Source organism: Streptomyces sp. NPDC020875 (genome assembly GCF_040641415.1).
In the GTDB taxonomy this organism is placed as follows: Bacteria; Actinomycetota; Actinomycetes; order Streptomycetales; family Streptomycetaceae; genus Streptomyces.
This window is the reverse complement of sequence record NZ_JBFADP010000024.1, coordinates 61726-85835: the sequence shown is the minus strand read 5'-3', so window position 1 is coordinate 85835 and position 24110 is coordinate 61726. Positions and strand designations below refer to the sequence as shown.

Annotated in this window: 15 protein-coding genes; 14 read left to right on the top strand and 1 reads right to left on the bottom strand. The window is 69.5% G+C overall.

From position 1 onward, the window contains the following. Positions 1 to 3 precede the first annotated feature (3 nt). Positions 4 to 1812: an ABC transporter ATP-binding protein gene (locus AB0G74_RS16195; protein WP_361146101.1), complete on the top strand. Its 1809-nt coding sequence runs from the start codon at positions 4 to 6 to the stop codon at positions 1810 to 1812. A gap of 10 nt (positions 1813 to 1822) precedes the next feature. On the opposite strand, the gene AB0G74_RS16190 is transcribed toward AB0G74_RS16195, so the two are convergent. Next, positions 1823 to 2905: an NAD(P)-binding domain-containing protein gene (locus AB0G74_RS16190; protein WP_361146098.1), complete on the bottom strand. Its 1083-nt coding sequence runs from the start codon at positions 2903 to 2905 to the stop codon at positions 1823 to 1825. 79 nt (positions 2906 to 2984) lie between these two features. Between AB0G74_RS16190 and AB0G74_RS16185 the strand changes: the two genes are divergently transcribed. The 13 genes from AB0G74_RS16185 (at position 2985) to AB0G74_RS16125 (ending at position 24018) form a co-directional block, all read left to right on the top strand. Continuing rightward, positions 2985 to 3410 (top strand): secondary thiamine-phosphate synthase enzyme YjbQ, encoded by a 426-nt coding sequence (locus AB0G74_RS16185; protein WP_361146095.1) that lies wholly within the window; start codon positions 2985 to 2987, stop codon positions 3408 to 3410. A 326-nt stretch (positions 3411 to 3736) separates the two neighbouring features. After that, a complete protein-coding gene (locus AB0G74_RS16180) occupies positions 3737 to 5293 on the top strand; it encodes a TIGR02677 family protein (RefSeq protein WP_361146092.1) in 1557 nt (518 codons plus the stop codon). Continuing rightward, positions 5290 to 6603, top strand: a complete 1314-nt coding sequence (locus AB0G74_RS16175) for a TIGR02678 family protein (protein WP_361146088.1) — start codon at positions 5290 to 5292, stop codon at positions 6601 to 6603. Before AB0G74_RS16180 ends, AB0G74_RS16175 begins: the two co-directional genes overlap by 4 nt. After that, positions 6600 to 10733, top strand: a complete 4134-nt coding sequence (locus tag AB0G74_RS16170) for a TIGR02680 family protein (protein WP_361146085.1) — start codon at positions 6600 to 6602, stop codon at positions 10731 to 10733. Before AB0G74_RS16175 ends, AB0G74_RS16170 begins: the two co-directional genes overlap by 4 nt. Next, complete coding sequence (locus AB0G74_RS16165; RefSeq protein WP_361146082.1) at positions 10730 to 12043, top strand: TIGR02679 family protein; 1314 nt, start codon at positions 10730 to 10732, stop codon at positions 12041 to 12043. Before AB0G74_RS16170 ends, AB0G74_RS16165 begins: the two co-directional genes overlap by 4 nt. 486 nt (positions 12044 to 12529) lie before the next feature. Then, the gene (locus tag AB0G74_RS16160) at positions 12530 to 12736 is read left to right on the top strand and encodes a hypothetical protein (RefSeq protein ID WP_361146080.1); all 207 of its coding nucleotides are present in this window, start codon (positions 12530 to 12532) and stop codon (positions 12734 to 12736) included. Further along, a complete protein-coding gene (locus tag AB0G74_RS16155; protein ID WP_361146077.1) occupies positions 12733 to 12927 on the top strand; it encodes a hypothetical protein in 195 nt (64 codons plus the stop codon). Before AB0G74_RS16160 ends, AB0G74_RS16155 begins: the two co-directional genes overlap by 4 nt. A gap of 602 nt (positions 12928 to 13529) precedes the next feature. Then, complete coding sequence (locus tag AB0G74_RS16150) at positions 13530 to 18041, top strand: hypothetical protein (RefSeq protein WP_361146073.1); 4512 nt, start codon at positions 13530 to 13532, stop codon at positions 18039 to 18041. Between the two features lie 317 nt (positions 18042 to 18358). Beyond that, positions 18359 to 19372: a hypothetical protein gene (locus AB0G74_RS16145; RefSeq protein WP_361146070.1), complete on the top strand. Its 1014-nt coding sequence runs from the start codon at positions 18359 to 18361 to the stop codon at positions 19370 to 19372. Positions 19373 to 19624: 252 nt separating this feature from the next. Then, complete coding sequence (locus AB0G74_RS16140; RefSeq protein ID WP_361146067.1) at positions 19625 to 20605, top strand: endonuclease/exonuclease/phosphatase family protein; 981 nt, start codon at positions 19625 to 19627, stop codon at positions 20603 to 20605. Between the two features lie 75 nt (positions 20606 to 20680). After that, the gene (gene cseB / locus AB0G74_RS16135) at positions 20681 to 21454 is read left to right on the top strand and encodes a two-component system response regulator CseB (protein ID WP_361146064.1); all 774 of its coding nucleotides are present in this window, start codon (positions 20681 to 20683) and stop codon (positions 21452 to 21454) included. A gap of 5 nt (positions 21455 to 21459) precedes the next feature. Beyond that, positions 21460 to 22710, top strand: a complete 1251-nt coding sequence (locus AB0G74_RS16130; RefSeq protein WP_361146061.1) for a HAMP domain-containing sensor histidine kinase — start codon at positions 21460 to 21462, stop codon at positions 22708 to 22710. A gap of 321 nt (positions 22711 to 23031) precedes the next feature. Then, positions 23032 to 24018 carry a D-alanyl-D-alanine carboxypeptidase gene (locus tag AB0G74_RS16125; protein WP_361146058.1) on the top strand — a complete coding sequence of 329 codons (987 nt, stop codon included), beginning with the start codon at positions 23032 to 23034 and terminating at the stop codon, positions 24016 to 24018. Positions 24019 to 24110: the final 92 nt, after the last annotated feature.

Sequence of the window (24110 nt, the reverse complement as noted above, 5' to 3'; positions counted from 1 at the left end):
ACCATGCACCCCGAACGGATCACCTGGACACCCCCGGCCCCCGGGCCGGAGCAGCCGCCCGCCGAGGTGCGGCGGATCCTCCGGCTCTTCCGGCCCTACCGGAGCCGGCTGGCCCTCGTCGGGCTGCTGGTGGCGGCCGCCTCCCTCGTCTCGGTCGCCTCCCCGTTCCTGCTGAAGGCGGTCATCGACACCGCGATTCCGCAGGGCCGCACCGGCCTGCTCGGCCTGCTCGCCCTGGGCATGATCGCCGCCGCCGTCGTCACCAGCGTCCTCGGCGTGCTCCAGACCCTGATCTCGACCACGGTCGGCCAGCGGGTGATGCACGATCTGCGGACCGCGGTCTACGCCCGGCTCCAGCGCATGCCGCTGGCGTTCTTCACCCGGACCCGGACGGGCGAGGTGCAGTCCCGGATCGCGAACGACATCGGCGGAATGCAGGCCACCGTCACCTCCACGGCCACGTCGCTGGTCTCCAACCTCACGGCCGTGGTCGCCACCGTCGTCGCCATGCTCGCCCTCGACTGGCGGCTCACCGTGGTCTCGCTGCTTCTGCTGCCCGTCTTCGTCTGGATCAGCCGACGGGTCGGCCGCGAACGGAAGCGGATCACGGCCCAGCGGCAGAAACAGCTGGCGGCGATGGCCGCCACGGTGACGGAGTCCCTCTCGGTCGGCGGCATCCTCCTCGGCCGCACGATGGGCCGGTCGGACTCGCTGACCCGCACCTTCGCCGAGGAGTCGGAGCGGCTGGTCGATCTGGAGGTCCGCTCCAGCATGGCCGGGCGGTGGCGGATGTCGATCATCGGCATCGTGATGGCCGCCATGCCCGCCGTCATCTACTGGACCGCGGGGCTCGCCCTGGCCGGGGGAGCCGCCATCTCCATCGGCACCCTCGTCGCCTTCGTCTCCCTCCAGCAGGGCCTCTTCCGCCCGGCCGTGAGCCTGCTCTCCACCGGCGTGGACATGCAGACGTCACTCGCCCTCTTCCAGCGCATCTTCGAATACCTCGACCTGCCCGTGGACATCACCGAGCCCGACGAGCCGGTCCGTCCGGCGAAGATCCGCGGGGACGTCCGCTTCGAGGCGGTGGACTTCGGCTACGACCCCAGGCAGGACGCCCCCACCCTCTCCGGTGTCGACATCGCCGTCCCGGCGGGCGGCAGCCTGGCCGTCGTGGGCCCGACCGGCTCGGGAAAGTCCACCCTCGGCTATCTCGTCCCCCGGCTCTACGACGTCACCGGCGGCCGGGTCACCCTCGACGGCACCGATGTCCGCGCCCTCGGCTTCGACACCCTTGCCCGGGCCGTGGGCGTGGTCTCCCAGGAGGCGTATCTCTTCCACGCCTCCGTCGCCGAGAATCTGCGCTTCGCCAAACCGGGTGCCACCGACGCCGAGATCGAGGCCGCGGCCCGGGCCGCCCAGATCCACGACCACATAGCCGCCCTCCCCGACGGCTACGACACCCTCGTCGGCGAGCGGGGCCACCGTTTCTCCGGCGGTGAGAAGCAGCGCCTGGCCATCGCCCGCACCATCCTGCGCGATCCCCCCGTCCTCATCCTCGACGAGGCGACCAGCGCCCTCGACACCCGTACCGAGGAAGCCGTCCAGCGGGCGATCGACGCGCTCTCGGCCGGGCGTACCACCATCACCATCGCGCACCGGCTCTCCACCGTCCGGAACGCCGACGAGATCGTCGTACTCGACGGCGGCCGGATATCCGAGCGAGGCACCCATGACGAGCTGCTGGCGAGGGACGGCCGTTACGCGGAGCTGATCCGCCGGGACGCCGACCCGACGGTCTCCGCCCCGGTCTGACCGCCCGCCGTCAGACGAGGGCCGGCCTGCGCTCCAGCAGCTCCCGGATCTCCCGTACGGCGGCCCGCCCCGCGCGGTTGGCGCCGATCGTCGAGGCGGAGGGGCCGTACCCGCTGAGATGGATCCGCTCGTCCCGTACCACCCGGGTGCCGTCCATCCGCACCCCGCCGCCCGGCTCCCGCAGCTTCAGCGGGGCGAGATGCTCCAGCGCCGCCCGGAAGCCGGTCGCCCAGAGGATCACATCCGCCGGGACCACCCGGCCGTCGTCCCACTCCACCCCGGTCGGGGTGATCCGGTCGAACATCGGCAGCCGGTCCAGTACCCCGTCCGCCCTGGCCGCGCGGACGGCATCGGTCAGCGGCAGCCCGGTCACCGACACCACACTCCGCGGCGGCAGGCCCTCCCGGACCCGCTCGTCCACCCGGGCCACCACCTCCCGGCCGACGTTCTCGTCGAACTGCCCCTCCCGGAAGACCGGCGCGCTCCGGGTCACCCAGGTCGTCTCCGCCGCGTGCTCCGCCAGCTCCATCAGATGCTGCGTCCCCGACGCGCCGCCCCCGACCACGACTACTCGCTGCCCGGCGAACTCCTCCGGCCCCCGGTATCCGGCAGTATGCAGCTGGCGCCCCCGAAAGGTCTCCTGCCCCGGATACCGGGGCCAGAACGGCCGGTCCCAGGTCCCGGTCGCACTGATCAGCGCCCGCGCCGACCACCGCCCGGCCGAGGTCTCCACCGAGAGCCGCCCGCCCTCGCCCTCCCGTACGGCCGCCACATCGACCGGCCGCCGGACCCGGAGCCCGAACCGCTCCTCGTACTCCGCGAAATACCCCCCGATCACCTCGGCCGACGGCCGGGCCGGATCGACCCCGGTCAGCTCCATCCCGGGCAGTGCGTGCATCCCGTGCACCCGCCCGTACGTCAGACTCGGCCACCGGAACTGCCAGGCCCCACCGGGTCCGGGGGAGTGGTCGAGCACCACGAAGTCACGGTCCGGCACCAGCCCGATCCGCCGCAGATGGTAGGCGGCCGACAGCCCGGCCTGCCCGGCACCGACGACCACCACGTCCACATCCCGCACCCCTGAGTCGTTCATGTTTCTACCAACCGTGACGCCCGTGCCCTTCTTCCCGCCCTACCCCGCCCCACCGCCGGAAGTCGGCCAAGATGGATCCATGCCGACGCCCTTCACCACCACCACACTCGACCTGACCACCGGCTCCCACGAGACGGTCACCGACCTCACCCGGGCCTGCGAACGCTTCCTCGACGAGGCCGCGTCCGGCCGCGACGGCCTCCTCAACGTCTTCGTCCCCCACGCCACCGCGGGTATCGCGATCATCGAAACGGGCTCCGGCAGCGACGACGACCTCCTCGCCGTGCTCCGCACCCTGCTCCCCGCCGACGACCGCTGGCACCACCGCCACGGCACCCCGGGCCACGGCCGCGACCACGTCCTCCCGGCGCTCGTACCGCCCCACGCCACCCTCCCGGTCATCGGCGGACGGCTGGCACTCGGCACCTGGCAGTCGGTCTGCCTGGTGGACACCAACGTCTCCAATACCAACCGTCAAGTGCGGCTGAGCTTCCTCGGTCAGTGAGTCGCTTCGATGGGACGGAGCGGCATGGGGATGTTGGGAGCGGGCTCGGGTGGGTCCAGGGGCTCGATCTTTCAACCCGTGGCCGCTCTCCCGCGTCACACTTCTGCCCGGTCAGTGCCCTCCTTCCCTTCACCGCAATTCTGCCTTCCGCGGCCGGCGGACACTGATAAAGATGATCAATAGGGCGAGCGGCAGGTGAGCACGGAGCGGGCCTTGTCATGACAGCTATCACAGCGATGACAGCAAGCCGAGGCCGGGGCCCGGGGTCGCCCCCTACCGTGGAGATCGAAGTGCCGCAGGGGTGGCGGCGGAGGGGACGTATCAACATGCGCAGGGTTCCGCCGGAGATGTTCCGGTTCACCACGGGGGAGACGGCCGACTTGAACGGGGCCGTGCTCGAGGCTTTCGGAGTGGCTGGTGAGCACCTGGAGACCGCGCTTGGCCTCGACGGAGTACGGGAGCGGCTGCGTACGGTGGGCTGGGTCTCGGACCTTGAGGACGAGGAACTGCACGAGACGCTGAAACGGCTGGTGAAGTGGGAACTCCTCGACGTGGTTCACAACCACGCCCAGAACTACCGCACGGCCGAGGAGTACGAGCGGCGCAACCTGCACTACTCGCTGACCCGCCGGGGGGAGGCCGCGCTCGCCGGGGTGCGACATGCCCTGGAGGTGCTGGCCTCCACAGGAGCGCTGCAGACCGCGGTGCTGGAGGCGATCGCCGACCGGCTCGACGAGCTGACCGTGCTGTCCGGCGAACCCTCCGCGGCCGACCGGCGGATCTTCAGCACCCTGCGGGAGCTGGAGGGCCATCTGGAGGGCCTGGTGGAGAACACCAAGGCCTTCAACGGCCAGTTGCAGAGGCTCCTTCGCTCCGAAGGAGTGGATTTGGACGTATTCCGTGAGGTGAAGGCCGCCACCGTCGCGTATCTCCAAGAGTTCCTGGTCAATCTCGACCGGCGCGGCGAGACGGTGGCCGCCGCTGTGGCCCGCGTGGAGGAGCGGGGCATCGCGGTGCTGCGTGAGCGGGCCCTGCGGGGTGCCGAGCTGCCCCCGACCACGGGAGAGGACCCGGCAGCCAGCTGGCTGGAAAGTCGGCGGGCGCGCTGGGCGGGGCTGAGGGCCTGGTTCCTGCCGGACGGCGGGGCGCGCCCCCGGATCGAGCAGCTGCACGACATCGCCCGGCGCGCCATCGTCTCCCTCCTGCAGGTGCTGGAGAGGATCAACGAGTCCCGGCGCCGCCCCTCCAGCGCCGTACAGGACTTCCGGGAGCTCGCACGCTGGTTCGCTGCGGCTCCCGACGAGGAGGACCTGCACCGGCTGTGGTCGGCCGCCTTCGGCCTCGGCCCGGCCCGCCATGCCCACCTCGCCCACCCGGACCCGGAGCTGATTTCCTCGTCCCACTCCTGGTCCGAGGCGCCTCCGGTAAAAGTGTCGGCCCTGCTGAGGACCAGCGGACGGACTGAACGCTTCACCCGTACGGCCACGGTGCGGGACGTGGCGGCGGTGAGGGCGGAACGCGCCGAGCGGGCCCGGGCGGAGCGAGCGGAGCTGGCACGCGCCTGGCAGGCGCTGGAGACGGACGGCCCGGTACGGCTCTCCTCTTTCAGCACCCTCGACCCTGCGGCCTTCGACCGTCTCCTCGATCTGCTGGGCCGGGCGCTGGCCGCCCGACCGGACGTGGGTGGCCGACGACGGGCCACGACCGGCGACGGCCGGGTGGAGGTGGCGCTGTCGCCGCCCCCCGACGGGCGTACCGCGGTACTGCGTACCGCGCAGGGGACGATGGCAGGACCGGACTACGTCATCCACGTCACAGCCGTGGGCGGCGCGATCTCCTTCCCGGCAGTCCGCGCAGCCACGGGGCAGGAGGCCGCAGGATGAGCACCCTCGCCAACCAACTGGCCTCCGCCGAACGGGAGGAGGTCGCCCGTGCCATCCGCCTCCTGCTGGCCCGCCCACTGCTCACTGAGGCAGCCGATCCGACCGGTTTCGATCTGGTGCGCCGCCGCCGTGACCCGCTGGCTCGTTGGTTCGACTACACCTGCGGCTGGAATCTGGTCGTGGAGCCCCGCCGGGGCTACGCCCGCCTCACCAAGGTCCGGGCCAACCCCGACGGCTCCCGCCCCGCTCGACGGGCGCGTTCCGGCCGGGCCCCGTTCGACCGCCGACGATACGTCCTGCTGTGCGTGACCGCTGCGGAGCTGCTGTCGATGCCGATGACGACCATAGGCATGCTCGCCGACCGCGTCGTCCAGGCCATGACGGCCGACCGCGCGCTGGCAGGGTTCGACCCGGTCCGCCGGCCGGAGCGCATGGCGTTCGTCGACGTCCTGAAGCTGCTGGAGTCGTACGACGTGCTGCGTGCGGTGGACGGCAAGACCGAGACGTACGTCGACTCCGCGGAGGCGAAGGTCCTCTATCGCGTGGACAACACACTGCTCATGCGGCTGCCCGTTGCGCCGGTCGGCGCCTCCCGGCTCGCCGTGCCCCCGGAGGAGGTACCCGCGCGGTTCGAGGACCTCCTTGCCGGCCTGGTAAGGGAGCGCCGCTACGGAGGCGTTTCCGTCGATGGGACGGCCGACGACACGCACGCCGAGACCGCTGCGAGCACGGATGCCCAGCGCAACCTGCGGCTGCGTCACTCGGTGCTGCGCCGCCTCTTCGACGACCCCGTGCTCTACCGAGCCGACCTCGCCGATGACGAGCTCGCTTACGTCACCTCTTTGACCGGGCGCCAGATCCTGCGCCGCTCTGTCGAACAGGCCGGTTTCCTCCTGGAGGAACGGGCGGAGGGCTTTCTACTCGTCGATCCGGACGCCATCGCCACCGACGTCCGCTTCCCCGACGACACCTCCACAGCCCGAGTCGCCGCGCTACTCCTCCTCTCACCGCTCTGCGCCACGCCCGCGGGCCTGCTGCCCGAGCAGCTGGCCGAGGCCGGAGCGGAGCTGCTGCGCCGCTTCCCGGGTTGGGCCAAGGCGTACCAGTCGGAGGAAGGCCCGGCCCGCCTTGCCGACGACGCCGTACGGATCCTGTTCGACGTCGGCCTGGCATGCAGAACCCGAGACCGTGTCATCGCGCGACCGGCCGCGTACCGCTACCGCCTGACGGAGACCACCGGCCCAGCTCCGAAGAACGATCCGCCAGCCGTGACCGCCGCTGGCAGCGCCGGAGAAGGAGACGAGCAGTGAGCGTGACGGAATTCCCTCTCCAGCGACGGCCCGAAGAGACCATCGAGCTGTCGCCCGTTCACGAGGCGGACACCGGCCGTGGACGCTGGCAGACCCATCGCGCGGGCATCCTCAACGTCTGGCGCTACTACGACGAGACCTTCACCTTCCACCAGGGTCGCCTGCTGCTGCGCGGTCAGAACGGCACTGGCAAGTCCAAGGCCCTGGAACTGCTGCTCCCCTTCCTCTTCGACGCCAGCCTCCGCCCCAACCGCCTCTCCACGTTCGGCGGTTCGGAGCGCACTATGCACTGGAACCTGCTCGGCCAGGGAGCGTCCGGCAAGACCCGTGTGGGGTACGTGTGGATGGAGTTCCGTCGCGTCGGAGACGACGGCACTGAGCACTGGTTCGGCTGCGGAGCCCGCCTGCACGCGAGCATGCACACTACTACGGCGCACGCCGACTACTTCACCACCACCGCCCGGGTCGCCCACCCCGACGGGGTCCACCTCGTCAACGACACTGGACAGCCTCTGACCAAGGCGGCCCTCACCGAAGCCCTGCGCGACCGCGGCGAGGTACATTCGTCAGCCACTGACTACCGCACCACTGTGCGGCGCGAACTCTTCGCGGGCATGGGTGAGCAGCGGTACGAGTCCCTGCTCTCCGCCTTGCTCCAGCTTCGCCAGCCCAAGCTGTCCGAACGGCTCGACCCCTCCCTCCTGTCCACCTTGCTGTCCCGGGCACTGCCCCCGCTCGGCGAAGGAGAGATCACCGAGCTGGCCGAGGGCTTCGAGCGTCTGGACCGGCAGCGGGACCACCTCGACCGGCTCGACGCCGATGTGACGGCCGCCGAGAACGTCGCATCCCGGCAGCGCGCCTACGCCCGTCGGGTCCTGCGGGCCGGTGCGGCAGCGCTGATCTCTGCGACCACCGAAATGGACGACCTCACCCGGGACGCCCGCGTCAGCGCCGAGGAGTACGAGAAGGCGTGCGAGGAGCGCGCATCCACCCTGGCCCTACGAGAGGAGCTGGAACTACGGGCGCACGCCTTGGACGAGATCATGGAAGGGCTTCGGGAAAGCGACACCTACCAGAAGGGGGAAGAGCTCGACCGGCTCCGCCGCGGAACCGAGGAACAGGTCGCAGCGGCCGCAGAGCGGCGTACCGCTGCCCGGTCCGCCGAGACCGAGGCGGAAGAAGACCGGAAGCACGCCGACGACGTCGCGAGCCACGCCCGCTCGCGCGACGAGCACGCCCGCGCGACTATGGACGAGGCACACCGCTCGGCCCGGGCCACAGGCATGGAGTCCATTCACCATGAGGTGAAGACGATTCTGGACGCGGAAGGGGAGACGAAGTCCCTCGGTAGCGGGACGGCCAACACCCCGGTCAGAACGGGGAACAGGCGGTCCGATGCTCCTGGCACCGCCGCCCGTCGTCTGCTCCGGGGCGCTGTCACCGCCCGACGGGAGCAGGTCGCCGACATCACCGACGCGATCGACGCCCACGACCGGGCGGTACGCGACCGGGGTACCGCCGAGGGCCTGCTGGACGAGGCCCGCACCCGGCTTGCGGACGCGATCGCCCACCGCGAAGCGGTCGCCACCGACGGAGACAACGCCCTCGTTGCCCAGGCGGAACGGCTGCTCGCCTGGGCCCGAGACTGCAGGGAGCTGCGCATCCCCGACCTCGATGAACTGGCCGTCAGGGCGGCCGTCGAGGCAGACGTGCGTGATCTGGTCGAAACGGTCGCACGACCGCTGGACCAGGAGATCACCACGGAGCGGGCCGGGGTCCGCACCGCACAACAGAGGTTGGAGCAGGAACGGGACCTGCTCGGCGCGCGGAGGCGCAAGCTCAGCGGCGAGACCGATCTCCAGCCCGTCGCTCCACCCACCCGCACCACCGTCCGTACGACTGTGGCGGGCGCGCCGCTGTGGCGGCTGATCGCCTTCCACGAGGACGTCCCGCTCCCCGTACAGGCCGCGGTGGAAGCGGCACTGGAGGCGTCGGGCCTCCTGGACGCATGGGTGGCGCCATCCGAAGAGCTCACCCTTCCTGGGCACGACACCCGTGTCGAGGTCGGCCTCGCCACGACCGCCCCCGGATCCAGCCTGCTGGACGTGCTGAGGCCCGAGGAGGACATCCCCGTACCGGCCGGCACCGTGACCCGCATCCTCGCCGGCATCGCGTACGGCACCCCCCTGCCCGGCGGGCACCCTGCGGCCGTCTCCTCCGACGGCGCCTGGCGCCTCGCGCTGGCCACGGGTTCCTGGAGCAAGCCGGAGCCCGCCCATATCGGAGCCCTCGCCCGACAGCGGGCCAAGCAGCGTGAGATCGCCGAACTGACCGAGCTGATCGCCGAGAAAGACGACTCCCTGGCCACCCTCGCCGACCGGCTGCGGGAACTCGGTGCCCGTGCCGCCCGGCTGGCGGACGATCGCGCCGCCCGGCCCGACCACCGGGAACTCGACGCCTGCCGACGAGACTGGGACCAGGCCGAGGAGAAGGTGGCCGCGCGGGACGACGCCGTGCGCGACGCGACCGAGCATCTGGCCGCACGCGAGGGTGACGTGGCTCGCGCACTGCGCACGCTGAGCCGCAGGGCAGCCGAACACGGACTGCCTACGGACCGCGACCGGCTGCGCGAACTCGGCCGCGACATGGAGAGGTTCCGCGACCTCGCCGATACCTGGACGGACGCCCGCATCGACGCGATCGCGGCCGCTGAAAGGGCTAGGGAGATGGCCGCACGGGCGGACCGGTCACACCTTCTCGCCGAGAAGCAGTCCGCCGACGCGGCCGCCGCCGAAGCGAAGGCGGCTGGGATGACGGCACGCTTGAAGGCCGTGGAGGAGACGGTCGGTGCGGACTACCGGCAGATCGTCGCGCGAGTTGCGGAGACCCGTGCCGAACGGGTCCGCTGCCGCAAGGAAGCCCGCCAGGCAGCCGAGCTCCTCCTGGGCCTGGAAGGCCGCATCGGAGAGCTGCGGGCCACCAGTGGCCAGGACGCCGACCGGCAGGAGAAGGCAGTCGAGGCCCGCGACGGCGCGGCACGGCGGTTCCGGCACCTGTGCCTGGTGGGTCTGGCCGAGGACGCGGGAGTCGTACCCGAACTCGACGCCAGGGACGGTACCAAGGCCACTCTGGAGGCCGCGCGCGCCATGGCGGCGCGGTGGCCCCGGATCCCGCACGCTCCGCGCCATCTCGGCGACGCCGCTACCCGCCTCTCCGAAGCCGTCCACGAGGCCCGCAGCCACCTCGGCGTCCGCGCCGACCTGGAGCTGGAGCCCGACGACGACGTCCAGCTCTTCACTGCCACCCTGGAGGGCGTCCGCGTTGGGGCGACCGGTCTGTTCGCCGCGCTCACCCAGGAGCGCGACCGCAGCCGCGACGACATCAGCATCGCCGAACGGCGCCTCTTCGACCAGATCCTCACCGGTGACATCCGCCGCCACCTCGCCGCCCGCATCCGCCGGGCCGGCGAACTCGTCGCGCACATGAACGGGCACCTGGAGCGGGTTCGTACTGCCTCCAACGTCGCCGTCCAACTCGTCTGGGACGTCCGCCCGGACCTCCCCGACAGCACCCGTACCGCCCGCCAACTTCTCCTGAAGGACCCCGGCCGGGTCACCGAGTCCGACCGGGAGGCCCTGCACGCCTTCTTCCGTGCCCGCATCGAGGAGGCCAAGGGCAGCGACACGGCCGCCAGCTGGGAGGAGCACCTCGGCGAGGTGCTCGACTACACCGCCTGGCACACCTTCACCGTCCGCCTCGACCGGGCGGACGGGAGCGGCTGGCAGCCCCTTACCAAGCGGCTGCACGGCGCACTCTCCGGCGGGGAGAAAGCCATCGCACTGCACCTGCCCCTGTTCGCCGCCGTCGCCGCCCACTACGAGGACGTGCCCCTGGCCCCCCGCCCGATCCTCCTCGACGAGGTCTTCGTCGGCGTCGACACCGTCAACCGCGGACAGGTCTTCGCGCTGCTCACCGCACTCGACCTGGACCTCATGATCACCTCCGACCACGAGTGGGGTAACTACAGGGAACTGCCCGGCATCGCCGTCCACCAACTCCTGACCGACGGAGACGACGCCGTCACCAGCGCGCGCTTCGTCTGGAACGGCACCGGAATGGAGGAAGGATGACCTTGCGAGACCACCACGTGTCCGGCGGGACGACTTCTCGGGAGCATCTCGCGTCGCGCGACGCGACCCTTCGCCGCCCCGAACTCCATCCTGTTTGGCAGACGGTCCACGACCGTCTCTCCTCCGGCCGCCCCGTCACACGTGTACGCCTCGGACCGCTGGACGAGATCCAGCGCGAAGCCCTCGCAGACCTCCTCGGCCTGGACCGTCTGCCGGACCCCCGGCCCTCCGTCGCCCTGGCCCGTCTGGAGGAGGCCGTCACCGAGCTCTCCGGCCGCACCGTACGAGAAGTCGTCGCCGAACTCGTCGGCCCACTCGGCGACAGAGCCGGTGAACGCCGCCGCCAGGAGGACGAACGCGCCTGCCTGTGGGCCTGGCTGGCTGGTCACGACACGGTACGGGCGCAGCCGGTGCTCGCCGACTGGGCCGCATCCTGTCGAGCCGCAGGACTGGTCGGTGGTTCTACGGAACGCACCCGTGCGCTGCTCATCGACGCGCTCAAAGTACTCGCCGAGCTACCTGGCCAGGCCGAACCCCTGCCAGCCTTCGCCGCCCGAGTCCTGAACGGCCACGCGCACGCTCTCGACGACGGCACACCCGTCTCGACCCTCGTCCTGCGTGCCCTGGCAACTCTGTACGACATTGCACCGCCGCAGTCCGCAGTGGAACGGCGTGCCCTGTGGTCCCGCGCCGGCGTCGCGGACGACGAGCTGTCCGCCACCGTCATCGCCGCCGGCCTGCGCCCTGTCGGCGACGGCCTTCTCGCCCGTGTGGCCCGCCTGTGCACCGAGGCCGGCCAGGCAGCCAGCCTGACCCTCGCCCACGTCAGGAACCCGGGCGAGCTCACCCTGCCAGCCACCCCTGCCCCACTCCTCGTCCACGTAGTGGAGAACCCCAGTATCTTGGCTCTCGCCCTCCGCCGCTTCGGCTCCAACTGCCCGCCGCTTGTCTGCACGTCCGGCTGGCCCAACAGCGCAGCTATCCAGCTCTTGCGTCTACTCGCGGACCAAGGCGCTGTTCTCCGTTACCACGGTGACTTCGACGGCGAAGGCATCCGCATTGCCGCATACGTTCTGGAGAAGACAGGGGCGCACCCCTGGCGCATGACCGAGGCAGACTACCGATCCGCGATCGTCCGCAACGCGGACGGTCCTCGACCGGGGCGCATCACCGGAGCACCGTGGGATCCCGAGTTGGCCGAAGCCATGGCGGAGCACGACATCGCCGTGGTCGAGGAGCTGGGAGCCGATGTGCTGTTGGAAGATCTCGCTGCTGCGGCTCGCCAACAGCACCCCTCCGGCTATTCGTAACGCTCCAGGCGATTGAGAGTCGTAGGTCGGCGCTGACCTGCGGTGATGTCGACTGCCGTTTGCGTGGCATAGTTTCGATGACGCATCACATGGAGCGTGCTGGTGAGGATCTCTTCGGGGCACCTGGTGGACATGACTGCAACTGGCTGGCCATGCGTGAAGTTTTCTTCTGCACTCTGGAACCTTCACCTTGTGGCGCTGGTGCGGTGGGAGCGGCCTGACCGCCGAACGTCATTACTGGGGTTGAAATCGTGGAGCCGTCAGACCTTCCGAATCCACGATTTCGACCCCAAGGAGCCGTTGTAAGCGCTTTACGTCTGCGGCTCACGCGCGATCCGCCGACTGGCCCACTGTTGCTGCCAGCACGCCGCTTCGTCGACGACCCTTGTGGGCCATCAGCGAGAAGCGCGGTGGGGGGCGAGAAGGCCGTTGACCAATGCTGCGATCCGGCCCACCAATTCCCGAGTTGCGCACTATAGTCGACGTATGAACCGGGGCAACGACACCTTCAACGAGGTCACCGGCGGCCATTTCAACGGGCCGTTGATTCAGGCGCGAGATGTCCGCTGGGACATCAATTTGACTGCGCCGAGGCGGACCGCTTTCAAGAGCAGATGGCCGCGGCCCTGCGTCAGGTCCGCCGAGAGGAAGAGAAGAAACTACAGGATCAGCAAGAACACGGTGAGCGCATGAGAATGCAGGAGAGCCGCGCTCTGCTCGCTCTGCTCCTCCTTGGATTCGCTATCGCGGGGTTGGGGGTCCTGTTCAACGCGCGCCAGATAGTGATGACTGGCAGCCTCATTACCCTTGGAGTGCTCGTCCTGGGCTGGGACCTAGGTAGAAGCGAGGCGGATGAACGGGAGGCGTATGTAGTCAGGAGGTGATGCCACTCGTATGCAGTCGAATGGATCACGTAGTGCAGGGCGTCGACCGAGTGATCGTCCTTCTTGACGGGTTCGTCTTCGCCGCGGGCGATGGCTTCTTCTGGCCACACGTAGTTGGGCGGTCCGGCGAGCAGCTCGAGGCGCGAGCGGAGGATGCGCAGCAGGCCGGAGTTGAGCGCGACCGACACAGACCGGATGCCGTCGAGAACGTCGTTCACGGCCGCGGGTCACGCCAAGGTGGCCCAAAGCTGTGTGGAGTAGTTGTCACCCGAGGAGCCGACGAGCATCCACGAGCTGAAAGTGGAAGTCGGTGAGGTCTAGCATCGAGCCGCTGCTGCTGGTGTCGATCTGGCGAGCGAGCTCGGAGACTCGGGTGTACCTCGGTCAAGGTCCAGGCGGTGGTGGCAGCCCACCCCACACGCGCCGGTCGCAGCCGTCGAGCGGTGCGAGGGCCTTGTACTCCTCGCTGGTCGAGCAGGTCACCCTCGGCGTTTCGTCCCGGTCAGCGTGCAAGGTGAGTTTGCTGCCCCTGAGCTTGGTTCGCGCTTGCTCCGCGAGAGGTGACGCCGTCGTCTGTCAGTGGGTGTTGGGAGAATGTGGGTGTGACAGATAGTGTGTTTGGCTTTCATGCTTCTCGGGTGTGCAGGGTGCGGGGTGAGCAGCTTGCCGCTGAAGATGTGATTGTGCAGGCCGCCGATGCGTTCCGGGCGGACGATGAAAACGTGGTCCTGGATGCAGAGCATCTTTGTCAAGGGGCCTTGGCGATTCCCGCTGTTGTCGCAGCGGCAGGGGCCATGGTCGTGCTGGGAGAACCCGGAGCGGGTAAGACTTCCGTCCTGAAGCAGCTCACCAATGGGTTGCCTCATGTCCTCGACGCTTGGAGCCGAGACTCCGACGCGTGTCTTTGGGTGACAGGTGGGGATCTCACCGAGCACTCCTATCAGGAGGAGCTAGGGTCCCACCTTCTCTCCTTGCCTTCGGAAGGAGACACTGCCGGAGGTGCTGGAGTGCTGACGGTAGTCCTGGATCAGGCCGACGAGAGTCCACTTCTGCCACGTCTGCCCAGGTCGCTGAGAAGGTCACTGAGCGGCCGGGACATTGACAGGGTTCGGTTTCTGATGGCCTGCCGCACAGCCGACTATCGGGCGGCGCTGACGTCTGCGTTGACCCAGGCTTTCGGTGCGTGCAGATGCGTCGATCTGGCTCCGTTGAGTCGCGCGGAGGCAGTGGCATTGGCTGACAGCGCCGGCGTCCCGGGAGAAGATCTGGTGGTGGCTGCCGAGTCGGCCGGCGCCGCTGTTCTTGCCGGAGTACCACTGACCTTGGAATTGCTGGTACTGACCTATCAGGCTGATGGCCAGCTGCCCGGGCGCCCAGAAGAGTTGTTCGCTCGCGGAGTAGCACGGCTTGCTGAAGACCCCGACCCTCGCCGACTTAAGAAACCGCTGATCACCACGGCTCATCAGCGCTTGACGGTGGCGGGACGCATCGCTGCGTGGATGCTGTTGTCCGGCCACCGGACGGTATGGCGTGGCGCCTCGTTTGGGGCCGGCACCTACGATCTGCAGGGCGATGTACTGGCGGGGGGAACAGAGCGGACCGACGCTGGATTGTTCGAGATCTCTCCCCAAGTGGTCGAAGAATGTTTGGCAACCGCCCTGTTCACAACGCCGGATGACGGCAGGGTGGCATTCCGCCATTCCTCCGTAGCGGCCTACCTCGCAGCCCGTTACCTGACCAATCGAAAGATCACGCAACCGCAGCTGGAGAATCTCTTCCTGATCTGCGCACCAGACGGAGAGACAACGACCATCCCAGCACCGCTGCGGGAGACAGCGGCCTGGCTGGTGGCCATGAATCCCTCTGGCGGCGACTGGCTGGCCAGCGCCGATCCCGAGAGCATCGCGGTGCACAGCGCGCTCGTGCGTTCCGACGAGGTCCGTCGGCTCACGGTAAGCAGGCTGCTGGAACTTGCGGCGCAGATCGAACTGGGAGACACGAGATGGCAGCTCTCCCGCTGGGACCTGCGCCATCCCTCACTCGCTCACCAGCTCGCCGACAACTTGGAGCTTGCCCCTGCCGAAGGTGCGGCCAACTGGCAGTCCACAGCGCGAATCCGCCTCGCGATCCAACTGGCTCAGGAAGCCGGTACCGACCCCAGGTTGGCCGACGCCCTGCTGAAGTTGGTGCAGAACGACACCTGGCATCAAACGGAGCGTCGTTTGGCGGCGCGCGCCGCGTTCGCCTGCGACCCAGGTCGTGCCGTGCCAGTCTTCGTCGAGGTGCTCGCTACGCTGTCCGACCCGCCTGACGCCGAGCGGGTGGACCCCGACCATGAGCTCCGGGGCACTCTACTGAGCCTGCTGTGGCCGCACCATTTGGACGCAGCGACGATGCTCGGCGCCCTTCGGCCTCCGTCTCCAGACTTGTACGGCAACTACGCCCACTTCCTGAGGACCATGCCGGGTGAGTGCAGGGACGAGGATCTGCCAAGTCTTCTGGCTTGGGCATCCGACGCAGTTTGCCGGCCGGACAGTGGCTATGTCTTCTCGGGCGATCGCTTCGAGATCTCGCTGATCAATGGGGTGATCGACCGCGCGATGAAGACGTCGGAAGCGACGCAGCACGCGGGCAATTTGGCGAAGATCATTTTCAGTCTCCTCCATAACCACCACAAGGCCCAGCTGCCGGATTGTCTGCAACCCGATGAGCACGGGGACGAGACGCAGGAGACTCGCTCACGACGCAGGCTTCTGACCCAAGCCCTTGTCAGAGAGGCTGTCCGAGCAAACTTCGACCCGCACACGGCGGCCTACCAGATCGTGTACGACTGGGAACGACGCCCGTCGCTACGGCTCGACGCAGCCTCGGAGCCCGAGTCGGCAACGCGTCATCAGCTTGTCGATCGGGAGGACTTCCTCTGGCTCTTGGAGCAGACTGTCGAGGCGGCGGGGGACGGCGATGGCGCGACTACCCAGGTGTACGGCGAACTCGCTTCCTGGACGTTCCCTACGGACGACCCCCATGTGTTCGAACTGGCCTATGACGAAATGCACCCGGCCTGGCCATATCTGCGCTCCTTCTACGCTGCCATCCGTGTCGATAGTCCGCTAGCTCAGTCGTTGCGCCACAACTACAGCGCTGGCAGCGTGCATTGGCCGGAATTCGCAGCGTTCATGGCCCAGCAAACGCGGCTCCTCGCTGAAGCCAGGGCGGGCGACAACGACAGCCTGTGGCAGTTCCTGTGGGGTCTGCGCTTTGACCCGCAGACGGGGGATTTTGCAAAGAACGTACTGGGCGCCCTCTCGAACTGGCCAGCTGCCGTTGCTCTCGGTGACGATCTGTCGGATTTGGCTGAGCTTGCTCGCCGCTACCTCACCACCGAGCATGACCGTGCGGATTCCTGGCTCCCGCACGCCCGTCGCAACAAGTCCTCCTGGGCGGGCTATGCCCTCCTCGCCGAGCTGCACAGAATGAACTCCCTGCTCGAATTTCCTGCAGGGGTCTGGAGCTCGTGGGCAGCCGCGATTCTCACTGAGTACGTGGGCATGTCGACGAGCTACATGGAACCCGTGCGGGTGGACTTGCTTCGCTTGGCAGCCCGTCACGCACCTGAGTCGGTTTCCCTGCGCGTTGGCCAGGTTGCCCGAGCGGCGCTGACGGCAGGCCGACAGCCCATCGAGCTCAATGCGATTGATCCGCGCTGGGCTCCTGAACTCCGTACGTGCTTGGAAGACCTCGCCATTGAACTTTCCACCTGTCTCGGGCTCGGGTCCGAGGCTGCCGAAAGGACCCTGGCCGGCTCCCCAGGAAACGCAGACCACCTGGCACGCTTGCCCAACAATGATGAGGCGCGTGAGGCCGCGCTGTGGGCCTGGCAGAGAACCCTGGCCGCTCTGCTCACCACCGACAGCCGAGTCGCGCACGAGATCATTGATGCCAGTATCGACGGACCGAGAGAAACTCCGCTTGCCGCACGAGCTGCTGTCCTCGCTGTCCATGCCCTGTTGACCGCGGATGCCGAGGCGCACTGGCCACGAGCCAAGGCTTTCGCGGCTAATGACCCCGAACTCGGCCGCAGGTTGGCAGAAGCATGTGCCAGGAGAGAGGAGGAGCGCATCCAAGTTTCTCTCAACGAAGCTCTCGTTTCCGAATTGTATTCGTGGCTCAGTGGGTTGTACGACCCTGCGGAGGACGAGCCTCTTCGCGGGGTCGGCTGGATCACGGATGAGCAACAGGCCCGCAGTTGGAGAGACCACCTACTAGCTGAGCTGAGCCGACGAGGCACCGCCGAGGCGATTCGTCAACTGCGTCAACTTGCGACTCTGTACCCTTCCCGGCTGTCCATTGCCGCGGCACTCGTCGAGGCGACCAAGCAATATGCTGTTGCGAGTTGGAGCCAGGTGCGTACGGAAGACGTGGTGCGGCTCCTGCAGGATCCAGCGCTGCGCATCATTCGAACCGGCACAGATCTCTTGGATGTGGTGCACGAGGTCCTTGAGGAGGTGGGCCGGGAACTTCCCTCGCACTGCGAGTTGCTCTGGGATCGTACACCGGGCAAGAGACCCCGAAGGCCGTCAGTAGAAAACCCATTCATCCCGGACGTTTGGCGCCCCAAGCCTGAAGCGGCTCTCTGCGCTTACCTCGCACACGAGCTGCTGATGAGGCTGGCCGGCCGTCGTGTCGCGGTCAACCGGGAGGTGCTGATTCACCCCACCGATCCATACGGCGCGGGCAACCGCACTGACCTCCTCGTCGAGGCGATGCCCTCACCGGGTGACGACCCCAACCTCACTGCGAGCGGGTCAGTCAAACTGGTCATTGAGGTCAAGGGCTCCTGGAACGACGAAGTTCTGACGTCTCAAGCGGAACAGTTGGCAGGCCGATATCTGCCGGAAGCAGGAACGGATGTAGGCATCTACATCGTCGGCTGGTATCCGATCGAACTGTGGAATGCCACGGGTGACAACCGTAAGACCCAGGCGAAGAAGCTCCAGCCGGACACACTCCTCGTCCATCTGCTGGACCAGGCGGCGAGCCTCTCGCAAGCGGGCGGAGTTCACGTTCGCCCCATGGTGATCAACATTCCGCGGCCGGACACGCAGAAGGTGTGAGCGACAGAGCTCGGTGAGGCGCTCACGCAACGGCATGTGGGTGTGGTCTAGGTTTCCTGAGGCCAACAACTGGTCAGCTCGGGAGGGCACAGCACTGGCCGGGGACACATTGGGCGACCCGATAGCCTGGGGTTGTTTTGACGGAGTTTGGTGGACACCAACGTCTCCAATACCAACCGCCAGGTGCGGCTGAGCTTCCTCGGCTGATCGAGATCATCCCGGGGCACTGAGGGACGAGGGTCGCCTCCGCCGCGCGGCGGAGGCACGTCGGCGCAGCGCAGGATGTGTCGAGATCGCGTACTCGCCAGTCTGGGGACATGACCCGGATCTCCCACTCCGCTGCCCCTCCCGCTCCCGCCAGGCTCCCCGGTCCCGGCCGGGTGTCGCGGGTGCTGCGGGCCGTCGCCATCGCTTCCTGTCTCCCGTATCTCGTGCTCAAGGTGGCCTGGATCGCGGGCAGCCGTATCGGGATCCCGAGCGGTAGTTCGCTCCTCGACGAGGACACGCGGGCCCTGCTGATGGGCGTCAACGCGGTGACCGTGCTGATGGACGCGGCCGTCATCGTGCTCGCCCTGGTGCTCACCCGGCCGCGGGGCCGCCGCGTGCCCGCCCCGCTGCTCGTGTTTCCCATGTGGGCGGCGACCGGGCTGCTGACACCGATCATGGCGGGCTTCCCGGTCCAGCTGGCGGTCGGCCTCTTCACTGGGCCGGACGAGAAGTCGGCGTCGAACAGCGCCCCCTTCCTCGACGACTGGGTCTACGGCATCGTCTACGGCGGCTTCATCGCCCAGGGCCTCAGCCTGGGCATTCTGTTCGTGTGGTACGCACGGGACCGCTGGGGCCATGTCTGGCAGGGGCGTATAGGCGGTCTGCCGCGCGACACCTGCGGCCGTGCGGCGCGTACGGCCTCCGTCGCGGGCGCCCTGCTGGCACTGGTACCCGTCACGGTGCACCTGATGTGGGCGGCGGGCTCCACGACCGGACTGCCGCGGCAGCGGATCGACGAACGCACCGGTTCCTTCTACGCGCTCGAGTCCCTCAACGCCGTCACCGCGGCCGTCGCCGCCGCGGGTCTGCTGCTGCTCGTCTTCGCTCCCCGCGCCGCGGCGTTCGCCCGGCTCCCGGTGAAGGTGCCGCTCGCCGCCGCCTGGGCGGGCTCGGGAGCCGTCGGCTGCTGGGGCGCCTGGAGGTCGTTCGCCGGACTGATCCCCCAGGACGACCCCGCCAAGCAGCCTCCCGCGCTGATGACCCTGACCTACGCCGTGGCCATGGTCGCCGGATTGCTGCTCGCCTACGGTGTCGCCTCCTTCCTGAAGCGGCGGACCCCGTGACGGCGCTCGACGGTCCTCCGTCCCGGCGAAGACGCCCGTAAAGGCCCCGTCCCGGTCGGCATCATCGCGGTGCCGCCCGGGACGGGGCCGTCCGCCCGGACCCGGCCCCGCCCCGGGCGCGGACCCGCCGATACCCGGTTGATACAGAGCCGCGTGACCGCTGAAGCACGGCGTAGACCAGCCGGAAGTCCAGCTCTCCGAGACTGGCCGCGTACCCGGTCCCGGGTGCCGCGAGAAGGAGAGAGACCGTACGTGCCGAGCGCTCCGACAGTCCTTGAAACCGCCACCGATCCGGCGCCCGAGCGGTCGAGCGGCACCGCCCGGCCCCGGGGGCGGGTGCTTACCGCCGCCGGGCCGCTCTGGGCGGCGCTGATGGCGTCGCACGGCTGGATCCCCAACGGGTTCGGCAACCTCGGCAGCCTCTTCCAGACGCTGCTGCCCTGGACGGGTCTCGCCGTACCCGTACTGCTCGGGCTGGCCGCCGTACGCCGCTCCCGCCTCGCGGCCGTCGCGGCCCTCGTACCCGCCGTGGTCTGGGTGGTGCTGTTCGGCGGCACCCTCACCGACAAGAGCGCGGGCGGCGGCGATCTGACCGTGGTCAGCCACAACGTGGACGAGGGCAACCCCGACCCGGAGCGCACCGCACGCGCCCTGGCCGCCGTCGACGCGGACGTCCTGGCGCTGGAGGAACTGCCCACGGACTCCGTCGAGGTATACGAACGCGCGCTGGCCGCCGCCTACCCGCACCACGCGGTCATCGGCGGGGTCGGCCTGTGGAGCCGCCATCCGCTCAAGGACGTGGCGGCGGTGCCGATCATGCCGTGGACCCGGGCGATCCGGGCCACGGCCGACACCCCGAAGGGCCCCGTCGCCATCTACGCCGCCCATCTCGCGTCGGTACGGGTCCATCCCGCCGCCGGTTTCACCACCGGGAGCCGAAACGACGCCGCCCGGGCCCTGGCCTCGGCGCTCCGCGCGGAGCCCCTGCCCCGAGTCGTCCTGTTGGGCGACTTCAACGGCACCACCCGGGACGCGGCCCTCGCCCCCCTCTTCTCGGGGCTCCGCTCGGCCCAGGGGGAGGCCGGGAACGGGTTCGGCTTCACCTGGCCCGCAGCGTTCCCGATGGTCCGGATCGACGACATCCAGGTGAAGGGGATCACCCCGAGGTCGTCCCGGACCCTGCCCTCCACCGGCAGCGACCATCTGCCCGTCGCCGCGTCCCTGGCCCTGTGACATTTCGTCCCGGCCGCCGCGACCCGTCCCGGCGCCGGGACGGGTGGCACGACTGACTTACGATACGAGGGTCGAATGAACGAAGACGGCCAGGTGAGCGGTGTGTCAGAAGTCCGGGTCCCGGACCCCCTCAACGTACTTCTCGTCGAGGACGACGACGCCATCCGGCGCTCCGTCCAGCTCGCCCTGGAGCGCTACGGCTACCGGGTCGCCGTGGCCTCCGACGGACTCGGCGGTCTCGAAGCCTTCCGGACCGGCGGTCACGACCTGCTGATCCTCGACGTCATGATGCCGGAGCTGGACGGGATCGGCCTCTGCTGCCGGATCCGCGAGCAGAGCCAGGTACCGGTCCTGATGATGTCCGCCCGCGGCGACGCCCTCGACGTGGTCGCCGGTCTGGAGGCGGGCGCCGACGACTATGTGGTCAAGCCCGTCGACACCGCGGTCATGGTCGCCCGGATCCGGGCCCTGCTCCGCCGCGCCACCTTCCGGCCGCCCGGACCGGCCGCCGCGACCAACGCGACCACCACCGCGCCCGCCCGGTCCCCGGAGCACGGCGACGGGCCCCTGGTCTTCGGCGACCTCAGTGTCGACACCCGGGGCATGGAGGTGCGCCGGGCCGGTGAGCTCGTACCCCTGACCCCCACGGAACTCCGCCTGCTGCTGGAGTTCGCCGCCTCCCCCGGGGTGGTCCTGGACCGCCGCAAGCTGCTGCGCGACGTCTGGGACTACGGCTGGGAGGGCGACACCCGCGTCGTGGACCTCTGCGTCCTGCGGCTGCGGAAGAAGATCGGCGGCGGCCGGATCGAGACCGTCCGCGGCTTCGGCTACAAACTCGTCCGCGGCTGAACGCCGTGCGCCTCTTCAACCCCCGCGCCCTGCGCTGGAAGATCGCCGCGCTGACCGCCCTCGCCTGCTGTTCCGTCGCCGCCGTGATCGCGTTCCTGGTCCGGGACGACAACCGGGACCGGCTGATCAGAGTGGGACGCGAGCGGGTCACCGCCGAGCTGGAGACTTCGGCGGAGCAGTACGAGCGGTCGGGGAGCCGACGGCCGGCAGTCGATCTCCGCACCCCGGACGAGACCCCCGCGCCGCTGCTGCGCGATCTGGCCGAACAGCGGCGCGCGGGCGGCAGCATCGGTATCTGGTACGAGGTCGACAAGCCCAACCGGCACTGGATGTGGGCGGCGACCACCGTCGACGACGGCAAGATCCTGATCGTCAGGACCGATATGTATCTGGAGGAGCGCAGCCTCCAACTCCAGGACCGGTCCATCGTCACCGCCGTCCTCGTCGCCCTCGCCGTCGTCGTCCCGCTCGCCGCGCTGGCCACGGAACCGATCATCCGGCGGCTGAGCCACGGCGCCCGTACCGCCCGGGCGATCGCCGACGGCGATCTCGACGCCCGGATCGGCAGCCCCGGCCGCGCCCGCGACGAGGTCACGGAGATGTCGGCCGCCGTCGACGAGATGGCCGCGGCCCTCCAGCGCAGACTGGAGAACGAGCGGCGGTTCACCGCCGATGTCGCGCACGAACTGCGCACCCCGCTGATGGGCCTGGTCACCACCGCCGGACTGCTGCCCGACGACGACGAGGTGGCCCTTCTGCTCCGCGACCGGGTCCGGGCGCTGAACGCGCTGGTCGAGGATCTGCTGGAGATCTCCCGGCTCGACGCGGGCATCGAACGGGCCGATCTCGACACCGTGCCGCTCGGCGAGTTCGTCACCGATGTCGTACGGCGTCTGGAGGCGGGCCCCGGGGTCGTGGTCACGGTCCCCGCCGGAGACGCCGTCCCGGTCGAGACCGATCCGCGCCGGGTGGAGCGCATCGTGGTCAACCTCGTCGCCAACGCCCGGCGGCACGGTGCCGAGCCCGTCGAGGTCACCGTCACCGGGAACCGGATCACGGTACGGGACCACGGCCCCGGATTCCCCGCCGTACTGCTCGCCGAGGGCCCGCAGCGGTTCCGTACCGGCACGAGCGATCGGGGGAGCGGGCACGGGCTCGGACTGACCGTCGCCCAGGGGCAGGCCGGGGTCCTCGGCGCCCGGCTGACCTTCGCCAATGCCCCGGACGGCGGCGCCGTGGCCACCCTCGACCTGTAGCCCGTCGCGGCCCGGAGCCGCGCGGCCGGGTCCCGTACGGCCGTACGACCGCACACGGCCGGGTCCCCGTACGACCGCACACGTTTGTATGACCGCACCCCGGTACGACCGCGCGACCGCATGCCGGTACGGAACCGCTACGGGCCGCACGCCGGTACGACTGCTCGCCGGTACGACCGCACGGCCGTCGGCGCGGGGTGAAACGCAACGGCAACACAGCTACGCGGCGGTGGAAACAGCGCCGCACCGGTACCGAAGAACGACTCCCCGAAGGTGATTCCAGGTGCCCGCCGGCACCCGGAATCACCGGAGGTGTCCCCCATGTCCACCGTTCGCCGCCACACTCCGCCGGGCCGCGGAGCCCGTCCCGCCGCGCTCCCCGGCCGCCGCCGTCTGCTCCTCGTCCCCCTCGTCGTCGGCGCGCTGCTCACCGGAGCGTGCGCGCGGCCCGCCGCCGACGACGGGGCGTCCCGCTCCGGTGCCGCCGGTGCGGTGGCACTGGCCTGGCCGGACGAGGGCCAGGCCAGCGTGGCCGTCGAGGGCATCGGCAGCCTCGGCACCAAGGGGCGGCAGACCCCCGTCCCGATCGCCAGCGTCACGAAGGTCATGACCGCCTATGTACTCCTCAAGGAGCACCCGCTGAAGGGCGGCAGTACGGGGCCCGGCATCGTCGCCGACCAGCAGGCGGCCGACGAGGCGTTCTCCGCCGTCGAATCGGCCGCGCCCGTCCTGGCCGGACACACCTACACCCAGCGGGAACTGCTGGAGATCATGATGGTGTCCTCCGCCAACAACGTGGCCCGGCTGCTGGCCCGCTGGGACGCGGGCGGCCAGGAGGCGTTCGTCGACAAGATGAACCGGACCGCCGCCGAACTCGGAATGGCGGACACCACCTACACCGGGGTCAGCGGTATCGAGTCCGACACCCGCAGCACCGCCGACGACCAGATGAAACTGGCCCGCGCCGCCATGAAGGACCCGGCCTTCCGGGCGATCGTGGCCATGCCCGCCGTGACCCCGCCCGGCGGCGTACGGATCCCCAATACCAACAAGCTGCTGGGCCGTGACGGTGTCATCGGGCTGAAGACCGGTTCCTCCACCCCGGCGGGCGGCAATCTCGTCTGGGCCGCCACCCAGAACATCGCGGGCACCCCCCGGCTCGTCATCGGAGTCGTTCTGGGCCAGCGCGCGGGCCGCGCGCCCGTCGAGGGCAGCGCCGCCGCGCGCGACGCCAGCCGGGCCCTGATCGCCTCGGTCCGCGACGGCCTCCCGGACGCGGTCACCCGGGCCGCCGGGCCGGACCGTTGACCGGGCGCGGGCGTACCGGCGCCGTACGGCCGACACCACACGGGTCCGCCGGTCGGTATCGGCGGACCCGTCCGGCACGACGGCCGTGCCGC

What these genes read in the sequence shown, in the direction of transcription:
- AB0G74_RS16195 (WP_361146101.1), top strand. Translation starts at nt 4, where the DNA reads ATGCACCCCGAACGGATCACCTGGACACCCCCGGCCCCCGGGCCGGAG.
- AB0G74_RS16190 (WP_361146098.1), bottom strand. Translation starts at nt 2,905, where the DNA reads ATGAACGACTCAGGGGTGCGGGATGTGGACGTGGTGGTCGTCGGTGCC.
- AB0G74_RS16185 (WP_361146095.1), top strand. Translation starts at nt 2,985, where the DNA reads ATGCCGACGCCCTTCACCACCACCACACTCGACCTGACCACCGGCTCC.
- AB0G74_RS16180 (WP_361146092.1), top strand. Translation starts at nt 3,737, where the DNA reads ATGCGCAGGGTTCCGCCGGAGATGTTCCGGTTCACCACGGGGGAGACG.
- AB0G74_RS16175 (WP_361146088.1), top strand. Translation starts at nt 5,290, where the DNA reads ATGAGCACCCTCGCCAACCAACTGGCCTCCGCCGAACGGGAGGAGGTC.
- AB0G74_RS16165 (WP_361146082.1), top strand. Translation starts at nt 10,730, where the DNA reads ATGACCTTGCGAGACCACCACGTGTCCGGCGGGACGACTTCTCGGGAG.
- AB0G74_RS16160 (WP_361146080.1), top strand. Translation starts at nt 12,530, where the DNA reads ATGAACCGGGGCAACGACACCTTCAACGAGGTCACCGGCGGCCATTTC.
- AB0G74_RS16155 (WP_361146077.1), top strand. Translation starts at nt 12,733, where the DNA reads ATGAGAATGCAGGAGAGCCGCGCTCTGCTCGCTCTGCTCCTCCTTGGA.
- AB0G74_RS16145 (WP_361146070.1), top strand. Translation starts at nt 18,359, where the DNA reads ATGACCCGGATCTCCCACTCCGCTGCCCCTCCCGCTCCCGCCAGGCTC.
- cseB (WP_361146064.1), top strand. Translation starts at nt 20,681, where the DNA reads ATGAACGAAGACGGCCAGGTGAGCGGTGTGTCAGAAGTCCGGGTCCCG.
- AB0G74_RS16125 (WP_361146058.1), top strand. Translation starts at nt 23,032, where the DNA reads ATGTCCACCGTTCGCCGCCACACTCCGCCGGGCCGCGGAGCCCGTCCC.